This is a genomic window from Thermoleptolyngbya sp. M55_K2018_002 (genome assembly GCF_015295965.1).
Taxonomy (GTDB): Bacteria; Cyanobacteriota; Cyanobacteriia; order Elainellales; family Elainellaceae; genus Thermoleptolyngbya; species Thermoleptolyngbya sichuanensis.
Map to the genome: position 1 here is coordinate 1 of NZ_DVEA01000242.1, position 4,399 is coordinate 4,399.

Annotated in this window: 4 protein-coding genes; 3 read left to right on the forward strand and 1 reads right to left on the reverse strand. The window is 57.5% G+C overall.

The window, feature by feature from the left end:
• Positions 1-110: 110 nt before the first annotated feature.
• Positions 111-1,112, forward strand: coding sequence for a DUF1517 domain-containing protein (locus IGS51_RS12030; RefSeq protein ID WP_367279327.1), 1,002 nt, complete (start codon positions 111-113; stop codon positions 1,110-1,112).
• A 39-nt stretch (positions 1,113-1,151) separates the two neighbouring features.
• Here IGS51_RS12030 and IGS51_RS12035 read toward each other — a convergent pair whose 3' ends face one another.
• Positions 1,152-2,513 (reverse strand): TIGR04283 family arsenosugar biosynthesis glycosyltransferase, encoded by a 1,362-nt coding sequence (locus tag IGS51_RS12035; RefSeq protein WP_297078611.1) that lies wholly within the window; start codon positions 2,511-2,513, stop codon positions 1,152-1,154.
• Positions 2,514-2,739: 226 nt separating this feature from the next.
• Here IGS51_RS12035 and IGS51_RS12040 point away from each other — a divergent pair, with 226 nt between their 5' ends.
• Positions 2,740-3,222 (forward strand): hypothetical protein, encoded by a 483-nt coding sequence (locus tag IGS51_RS12040; RefSeq protein ID WP_297078612.1) that lies wholly within the window; start codon positions 2,740-2,742, stop codon positions 3,220-3,222.
• A gap of 647 nt (positions 3,223-3,869) precedes the next feature.
• Positions 3,870-4,399, forward strand: a 530-nt coding sequence (locus IGS51_RS12045) for a substrate-binding domain-containing protein (RefSeq protein ID WP_297078613.1), incomplete at its 3' end; no start/stop codon positions are given.

Genomic DNA, 4,399 nt, shown 5'->3' on the forward strand with positions numbered 1-4,399 from the left:
AAACCGTTTAGCTCAGCAAACCGCTTAGCTCGGCAAACCGTTTAGCTCGGCAAACTGCACAGCCTGCCCCACGGGCATTGCCCGAAACGTTTACATGAGGGCTTGAGGCGATGCGAAGGTTCTTTTCTCAAGTATGGCGGCCCCTGCTTCGGCCGCTGGTGGTTTTCTCTCTCATTGCAACATTGGTGTTTGGCAATGCGGGTAGCGCTCTGGCCCTGAGTCGGGGCGGCGGCCGCATCGGCGGCGGCGGGTTTAGCGTGCCCAGCCGCACCTATACCAGCCGTCAGGCTCCGTCCTATGGTGGTGGCGGCTACTATCCCGGTGGTTATCCTGGCGGCGGCATTGGGTTTCCGCTGGTGTGGGGGCCGATTTTCTTTGGCGGCGGTGCAGGCAGCCTGTTCACCATTCTGATTTTTATCTCGCTTGCATCATTTATCGTGCGGAGCGTCCGAGCCGCGCAGTCTAATGCGAATGGCTATGACGACCTGGGCTATGGCGCAGCGTCGCCCACGGTTTCGGTGTCTAAAGTTCAAGTGGGTCTGCTGTCTGGCGCTCGCGGCTTGCAGGCCGACCTGGATCGGCTGGCAAAAACGGCGGATACGGGTTCCAAAGAAGGGCTGACGGAGGCGCTGCAAGAAACGACGCTGGCGCTGCTGCGGCATCCCGAATATTGGGTCTATGGCGGCACGCAGTCGGCACAGTATCGCCTGGAGGCGGCTGAGGCACAGTTCAACAGACTGGCGCTGGCGGAGCGCAGCAAATTTAGCGAAGAAACGCTGTCGAATGTCAACCGCCAGTTGCGGCAGGCGGGAACGGCTTCGTCCGCCCTGGCCACGACGGGTACGGGTGAGCGGGTAGCGGCAGAGCAGCCGACAGAAGTCCAGTCGCAGGGCGAATATATCGTGGTGACGCTGCTGGCGGCGACGCTGGGCAAGCTGGATTTGCCCGTGGTGAATTCGACGGAGGATCTGCGCCGCGCCCTGTCGCAGATGGGATCGGTGTCGAGCGATCGCCTCTTGGCACTGGAAATTCTCTGGACCCCCCAGGTGGAGGGTCAGACCCTCTCGTCAGATGAGCTACTCGCTGAGTATGCTGATTTGAGATTGGTCTAGCTAGCCTGTAGATAATGGGATACGTTAGGGGTTGAGCCTTCAATCCCTATTTTTTTTACGAATTTTGAAGGGGTCTGGCGGCAAATTTTTTGACCGCGATCGCCGATAGAACTGAGTAATTCTCTCTAGAGGCACGCCCAACCCGGCGGCGATCAGCACGCCCTGATTGATCAGCGTCGTCTGCCACACCCCCAGCGCTTCCCACCGCCGCGCCGAAGTCGATACCGCTGCTGGGGCGATCGCCACTTTGCCCAAGGTCTGAGCCTTTCGCACCAGCTTCAGATCTTCCAGAATCGGCACCTCTGGAAAGCCGCCCAGTTGCCAGAAAGTGTCTGTTCGCAGAAATAGTGCCTGATCGCCGTAGGGCAGGCTGAACCAGCGCGATCGCCAGCGCACCCCCCGCTCCACCCAGCGCAATCCCGGCAAGGTTCCGTCAATCGACAGGTCAAACGCCCCCAGCGCCACGCCCGGTTGGGCCAGAGTTTGCTGCACCAGATGGGGAAACTTCTGGGGCAGGCGAGTGTCGGCGTGGAGGAAAAGCAGAGTTTTCCCCATCGCGGCGGCGGCTCCGGCGTTCATCTGGCGGGCGCGGCCGGCAGCAGAGTGGACGACCGTTGCGCCATACTGCTGGGCGATCGCCCGGGTGTCGTCCTGGCTGCCCCCGTCTGCCACAATCACTTCCAATGTGCCAGAGGGCGATAGGGTTTCCAGCAGGCTCGGCAATTCTGCGGCTTCATTCAGTGTTGGAATGATCACGGAAATCACCTGCTCCCGCAGCGCCTCCCACACGGGCAAGTCGGCAGCAGTGTCAATGTCTGTCAGTGGGTCAAGCGTTGCTACGGAGAGATGGAGAGCTTGGGCGATCGCCCTTGTCTGGGCAAACACGCGCTCGCTGCCCCACTCAATCCCGCAGAACAAATCTGCGACGGGCTGCCGCAATCCGATGAGATAGTAGCCGCCATCGGTGGCCGGCCCCAGCACCAAGTCATGGCTCTGCAACGCGGTAAAGGCCTGCTGCAAAATTGCGGCATCCACGCTGGGGCAGTCTGCGCCAATCACCACGACCCGCTCGGCTCCAGCGGCGATCGCCCGTTCCACCGCACTCAACAGGCGATCGCCCAAATCCCCAGACGGCTGCGGATGCATTACCCAGCAGGGCCCTAGCCAGTCTGCCATTTGCGCCAGATCGCCGCCCGAAAACCAGACCTCTGCCGAAATGGGAGAGGTTGCCTTGCCTGCTACCGGATGCAGGAGGGGCCGGATTTGCCGCAACACCTGCTCTGTCATCTGTCGCTGAAGCTGGGCGGCTCCGGTTTCTCCCAAATGCGGAATCAGGCGCGTTTTCGTGGTTCCTGGCTGGGGATAGCGCGAAAAAAGAATGAGATGATCGGCAAGAATCACGGCTAGAAATTCCAATTTTAGGATGAAAGGTTAAAGGGCGATCGCCAAGATAGAGGCGCAAAGAGTCTTATAGAAAGGCGGGTGAGAAACGCTGTAATTACCAGACAGAGAAGATTCTCTCGATCTCTCCTCAGTCTAGGTCGTCCTCTGTCGCGCTTTGGAAAAAAGTTGACCTTTGCACTCCGAAATGAGCTAAGATGTTGGACAAAATTTGAGGGAATTTGCCATGGGCTTCAGGTTTAAGATATTGGCTGGACTGCTCACCCTGGCAACGTCGGGTGGGGCGCTGGGATCAGGGGCGATCGCCCAGACTGTCACTTCAACCCGCAGCGCAGATGACATTCAGACACTCCAGCAAGCGTTTGAAGACACTTACTATGGTGCCAGCGGCACTTTCTTTGGCAACCGGGGCATTGTGAACTCCTTCACCTGGTTCCTTGGCCCCTTCCCCGAAAACAACATCATCACCGATGCGCGGCAGGTGCATCGACTCTACGTGGACGCTTCAAACCAGCAAAACCTGGACGGCCCCACCATCCGCACTCCCGATCTGAATAATCCCTTCGATACCTCGCTGCTGCTGCTGCCTCCCTCCCAACCCCTCCGCCCACTTCCTGCGGGCCCCCAGTTTCCGCCCTTCAGCCAGGGTGTTCCAGGAGATCCTCAGCCTGCACCGCGTCCGGCCGGCCCGGTTCGAGGTCTCTGGTAGCAGCCTAGAAGCAGGCTAGACAAAGCAGGTTGGATATAAACAGGTTGGATATAAACAGCTTGGATAAAGCTAGGCGAGCTAAGGTTTAGCCCGTGATTAGTTCACCTGTGACCGATTTATCTATGACTGATTCTGGCTAACAGCCATTCGCAACTGCCAGTTTTCAAAACCAGTTGCAGCAAGCCCTATTGCAGCAAGTCATTACGCAAGCGCCGCGCGGTTAGATGTTCAGCGTGGCGCTTTTGCTGTTTCTGCAACGTTTTTCTCGACCGTTCTTAGTCTGGCTCCCAGCGCTTTCCAGGCTCAGCCTTGCCGCTTATCCAGCGATGCTGCTGGTATAGGCAATTCTTATCAAAAATCGGCGTGGACTATGCATCTCAAAAGAAATACGACAAACTAGGAGAAACTTGTCGGCTCGTCTAGTACCCCGCGAAACAGAGGCGGCGCGAGAATCCCTTGCTTTCTCCTTCTTAAAAGCTGAAACGCTTGTATGGGAAGGATCTGGGCGATCGCCCCCCTGATGAGTATTTTTACTTCAAATTGTTTTCTTTATTAACTTCTGATAAGAAAGAGGGCTATATAATTGACACGTCTTTTGCAAAAATTAACCTAAAAAATCCCTGCTCACGTCTAGGCTGCCCTCAACAATGCTGCGAAACCCAGAAACATCTTTCACCCTACTAGCCCTGCTAGTTGCCCTCGGCGGCGCTCCTGGTTTACTTGGACTGCGGTGGGTAGTTCCAACTCTGGCACAATCTACGCCGCCAGAATTCCCGCTGCCTGCCAGCGTTCCGGCAGACACTTCCGTTACTATAGACGGCTCTGCCAGTATGACGCTGATTAATGAAAGTCTGAAGGCCCGCTTTGAGGAGCGCTACCCTGGCACCCGGGTCAACCTTGCCGCAGGCGGCACAGATGCGGCGCTACAGGCCTTACTGGCTGGAGATCTGGATCTGGTGGCAGTGGGGCGCGACCTGACCCAAGCAGAGCGGGATCAGGGATTGGTGGAAGTTCCCCTCAATCGGGAAAAAATCGCCATCATTGTGGGCGCAGATAACCCCTTTTCGGGTGACCTGACTTTTGAGCAATTTGCTCAGATTTTTCGGGGCGAAATTACAGACTGGTCGCAGGTGGGCGGTGCGCCAGGGCCGATTCGCTTTGTCGATCGCCCTGCCTT

Bases quoted from the DNA above. Each gene is read 5' to 3' on its own strand.
- IGS51_RS12030 (WP_367279327.1), top strand. From the start codon at position 111: ATGCGAAGGTTCTTTTCTCAAGTATGGCGGCCCCTGCTTCGGCCGCTG.
- IGS51_RS12040 (WP_297078612.1), top strand. From the start codon at position 2,740: ATGGGCTTCAGGTTTAAGATATTGGCTGGACTGCTCACCCTGGCAACG.